Source organism: Ruegeria sp. YTSC230 (genome assembly GCF_059609665.1).
This window is the reverse complement of record NZ_JBXWMC010000024.1, coordinates 1-4,716: the sequence shown is the minus strand read 5'-3', so window position 1 is coordinate 4,716 and position 4,716 is coordinate 1. Positions and strand designations below refer to the sequence as shown.

5 protein-coding genes are annotated in these 4,716 nt (G+C 61.3%); all 5 read left to right on the top strand.

All coding sequences use genetic code 11. The features are described 5' to 3' along the window. Positions 1-251, top strand: a 251-nt coding sequence (locus tag AC2FD9_RS23090) for a sugar transferase (RefSeq protein WP_496700158.1), incomplete at its 5' end; no start/stop codon positions are given. A gap of 363 nt (positions 252-614) precedes the next feature. Then, positions 615-1,139: a YjbH domain-containing protein gene (locus tag AC2FD9_RS23085; RefSeq protein WP_496838926.1), complete on the top strand. Its 525-nt coding sequence runs from the start codon at positions 615-617 to the stop codon at positions 1,137-1,139. After that, the gene (locus tag AC2FD9_RS23080; RefSeq protein WP_496838925.1) at positions 1,057-2,685 is read left to right on the top strand and encodes a YjbH domain-containing protein; all 1,629 of its coding nucleotides are present in this window, start codon (positions 1,057-1,059) and stop codon (positions 2,683-2,685) included. Before AC2FD9_RS23085 ends, AC2FD9_RS23080 begins: the two co-directional genes overlap by 83 nt. Next, entirely contained in the window at positions 2,682-3,323 is a 642-nt protein-coding gene (locus AC2FD9_RS23075) for a YjbF family lipoprotein (RefSeq protein ID WP_496838791.1), read from the top strand. Before AC2FD9_RS23080 ends, AC2FD9_RS23075 begins: the two co-directional genes overlap by 4 nt. Continuing rightward, the coding region (locus AC2FD9_RS23070) for a polysaccharide biosynthesis/export family protein (protein ID WP_496838924.1) at positions 3,313-4,716 on the top strand (1,404 nt) is incomplete at its 3' end. The genes AC2FD9_RS23075 and AC2FD9_RS23070, both read left to right, overlap by 11 nt.

Below are 4,716 nucleotides of genomic sequence, written 5' to 3'. Positions count from 1 at the left end.
GACCTCGTCCGGATTACATTGAGCATGCGCGTATGTACTTGTTGCAGGTGCCTGGATACCAGGAACGTCACGACGTTCGCCCTGGCATCAGCGGCTTGGCGCAGGTCGAGCTGGGCTATATCGAAGGCACAGATGCGACGCGTCGAAAGGTTCAGGCTGATCTCTACTATATTGCAAATTCCAGCCTGGCGATGGAGATGCGCATTGTGTGGCGGACGCTTGCTGTCATGATGCGCCGCGGCGGCGCCTGACTGGGGGCCGCGCCTCTGATGGATCCCCTTGTGTTCAGCCGTGGCGTTGGCGTGAATGTCGCGATCAGCTTCGGGTTTTGATGTAATTATCAATTCGATTGCTTTGCCTTGAATCGATGCCGCTTACCCTGTTCGAAAGTTGCAAAGATCCTTTGGCCAATTCAACCTGTAGTAGATTAAATCATTTCCGGTTTTCATTTAACTGAAGTGCGGAATTGTATTTGCACCGCAAACCCAAAGAAAATAAGTCCACGGGCATATCGAGGCGAGACGTGGATCGACGATAGGGTTAGCCCGTCGTCCCAAAAGCGACATAAAGACGTGAAGATTATTCGAGCGGTGACAGTCAGGCGGAAGCCTCTCTTGGCGTTTATATGCGCTATGGCGACCGGCATGGCGCAGGCACAATCCGTGTCGACCTATGGCACACCCGGACTGATCGAGATCCCCACCGCCGAGATGTTCGATGATGGTGAGCTTGTCTTTACCGCCGCAGGTCTCAGGAACACCGGTCGGGCGACGATGACGTTTCAGATGTTGCCCTGGGTGCATGGCAGCTTCCGCTATGCGGTGATTGACGGGTTTGATAGTTCGGGCGGCACGGACCGCACCCGGTATGACCGCAGCTTTGACGTCCATTTCCGGTTGCGCGAAGAAAGCCGGCACGGCCCGGCCATCGTGATGGGGCTGCGCGATTTTGGTGGCACCGGCATCTATGCCGCGGAATACTTCGTGGCCACCAAGACCATTCAGGACCGGTTCAAGCTGACCGGCGGTATTGGATGGGGCCGCATGGCGGGGCGTGGTGCGTTCTCCAACCCGCTGGGTATTTTCGGCAGCCGGTTCGACACCCGGCCCGCGTCAAACTCGAACGGCCAGGGGGGGTGAGCTCGAGTTTGGCAATTGGTTCCGTGGCGACGCGGCGTTGTTTGGCGGCGCCAGCTGGCAATACAATGACCGGCTGACCTTTTTGGCCGAGTATTCGCCCGACCTTTACACGGCGGAATCCGTCAATGACAGTTTCCGGGTCAAATCGCCCTTCAATTTTGGCGCCCAGTACCGGTTCCGGAACGGCTCGCAGCTGACGGCCTCTTATCTCTATGGCACCTCGCTGGGGCTGACCTACAGCTACTTCGTCAATCCGCGCAAAGCGGTGACGCCGGGCGGTCAGGGTGCCGCACCGCCGCCGTTGCGCCCTGAATCGCAGGTCGCTGCGGCAACGGCGAACAGCAGCAAAGGTGATATCCGGGCGCGGATGCAATCCGCCCTGGATCAGGAAGGGCTGCGGCTGGTCTATCTGTCCGACAGCGGCGACACTGTCCGCGTCGGGGTGGAGAACAACCGCTATGGGCAGGCCGCGCAGGCTCTGGGCCGTACCGCCCGCGTGCTGGTCAATACAGAACCGCCCCAAGCCGAACATTTCGACATTGCGCTGATGTCGAACGGCGTGCCGCTGAGTGCGGTGCGCGTCAACCGCGACGACCTCTATGAACTGGAACATGACCCCGACAACGCCTGGCGCAGCTTTGCCCGGGCCGAGATCTCGGACACGTTGCCATTGGTGCAGGGCGGTTTCCTCACCGATGCCTATCCGCATTTTTCCTATCGGTTCGGCCCCTATCTGAACTTCTCGTTCTTTGATCCCGACGACCCGCTGCGATACGAACTGGGGGCCGCGCTGGCGTTGGATTACACCCCGTCGCCGGGCCTGACCTTTTCGACAGGTCTGCGTCAGCCGATCCTAAGTACCCTCGATGACAGCACCCGGCCGTCGAATTCGACCCTGCCGCATGTGCGCTCGGACTGGAACATCTATGCACGCGAATCCAACCTGCGGATCGAGCATATGACCGCCGAGTATATGTGGCGGCCGGGCAAGGACCTTTATGCCCGCACCACGCTGGGCTACCTGGAAACCATGTTTGGCGGGCTTTCCACCGAAGTGCTTTGGTATCCCAACAACAGTCGTCTGGCCCTTGGGGCCGAGGCCAACTATGTGGCGCAGCGCGACTTTGACGTGCTGTTCGGCTTTCAGGATTACAATGTCTTCACCGGGCACGTCTCGGCCTATTACGATCTGCCGGGCGAGTATCATGCGCAGGTCGATGTCGGGCGCTATCTGGCCGGCGACTATGGCGCAACCTTCGCGCTGGATCGCGAGTTCAACAACGGCTTCAAGGTGGGGGCGTTCTTTACCCTGACAAATGTCAGCTCTGAGGAGTTCGGTGAAGGGTCGTTCGACAAGGGTATCCGGCTGGAAATCCCGATCTCGTGGCTGACCGGCCGCCCGTCGCGCAACAAGATCGCCCAGACCATCCGTCCGGTTCTGCGCGATGGCGGCGCACGGCTGAACGTGCGCAACCGGCTGTATGGCGTGACCCGCGAGGCCCGCGCGCAGGATCTGTCGCGCGGCTGGGGAAGGTTCTGGCGATGAAGGTCCTGCGCACCGCCCTGCTGGCCCTGGCTCTGATCTCCTGCGGCGAGGCCCAGGAAGATGTCGACCTGTTCAAGAGCACGCTGTTTCCAAATGCGCCCCGGTTCCATCCGCGCGCCGAGGCCCTTGGCGCGCGCCGCCCGATCCCGCCCCGGCTTGAGGTCGGGTTTCCCAGTCGCGATCTTGCCGGTGTTATGCTGCTTGAGACCCAGCGCGCGGGGGTACAGACCTGGCTGACCGCGGACGGGGCCACCATCACGCTGGAACGCGGCATGCTGACCTCGGCCCTGGGGTTTGGCGACGGCATGTCGGCGTCCGATGTGCACCAAAGCGCGGCGCGGATCCTGGGCGGCGGTCCGGGCCGGGTCGAACGGTTCCACAGCTTTCTCAACGCCAACGATGAGATCGAGTTACATGCTTATGAGTGTCAGATCGAAGCCGTGGGATCCGAGACCGTTTTGCTGCGCGGAAACCCTGTCGCAACGGAAAAATGGCAAGAGGAATGCTTCGGGGTGGTGGATCGTTTTACCAACGTTTACTGGGTGCAAAACAGTTCAGGACGCATCGTTCAATCCTCGCAATGGACCGGCAATTTCCTCGGCAACATGTTCATAAAGGTTGTGCCCAATGACAGTTAAGACTTCCAACAGCAGAGGGCATATCGTGCGCCATACTCCACTTCTCCTCAGCGCGCTGGTTGTGACCGTTCTGATTGCCGGGTGTTCCACCATCTATCGCAGCCCGTCGGTCACGGCAGGTGTCTCCGACGCGGGCAAAGTCCGCGTTGTGCCGGTCACGCCAGAGACCGTGCTGGTCGCCAACCGGTCGCCATACGCGCCCAAGACCCTGCCAACGGTGTTCGAACTGTCGGCCGGATCGGGCTCTGGCACCAGCCTGCGGGGCACTGGCCCCCTGCCCGAGGCGCCCTCGACCCAAGACGGATCGCGCGCCGGGCTGCAACTGGACCCGCCGCCACAGGTCAACCCCGGCCCTTACACCATCGGCATCGGTGACGTGCTGGTGCTGTCGACGCCGTCCACGCAAGGAACAGCCGGAGAGCTGTCGGGCCTGCTGGCCGCGCAGAACAGCCGCAACGGTTATACAGTGCAGGATGACGGCTCGATCAACATCCCCGATGTCGGCCGCGTCCGGCTGGTCGACCTGACCGTGGATGAGGCTGAGGCCGTGCTGTTCCAGCGCCTGGTGGAAAACCAGATCGACCCCACCTTCAGCCTTGAGATCGCCGAGTTCAACTCGCGCCGCGTCTCGGTCGGCGGCGCTGTCGGCCAGCCCGGTATCCAGCCCATCACCCTGACCCAACTGACCCTGGGCGAGGCGCTGTCGGCTGCCGGATCGGTCTCGGTCAGCGATATCGACAATTCCTCGGTACGCATCTACCGCGACGGGCAGATGTATCAGATCCCGCTCGAAGATCTGTACGCACGCACCGCATTGCAGAACCTCAATCTGGTCGCCGATGACTCGGTCTTTGTCGATACCGACTATGATCTGGATCGCGCCGAACGCTACTTTGCCCAGCAGATCGCGCTGCGCGACACCGTGCTCGAGGGTCGGCAGACCGCCCTGCAAGAGCTGAACACCGCAGTCAATCTGCGCCGCGCCGACCTGGACGAGCGCCGCAGCAATTACCTGCAATCCATCGAGCTGGATGCGGTTGACCGAGACTATGTCTACCTGTCCGGCGAAGTGCGTACACAGGGCCGCTATGCCCTGCCGTTCAACCACACCGCCACCCTGGCCGACGCCCTGTTCGACACAGGCGGCGGCATCGCCAAGGAAACCGGTGACGCGTCAGAGGTCTACGTCCTGCGCGCGGCGCAAGATGCCCGCGAATTCGGCGCCGTCACCGCATGGCACCTCGACATCCGAAACGCCGCACAACTCACCCTCGCCGCCCGCTTCCAACTGCGCTCCAACGACATCATCTTCATCGCAGAAAACCCCGTCACAAAATGGGGCAGAACAATCAGCCAAATCACTCCATCACTCATAACAACACCAATCAACGCT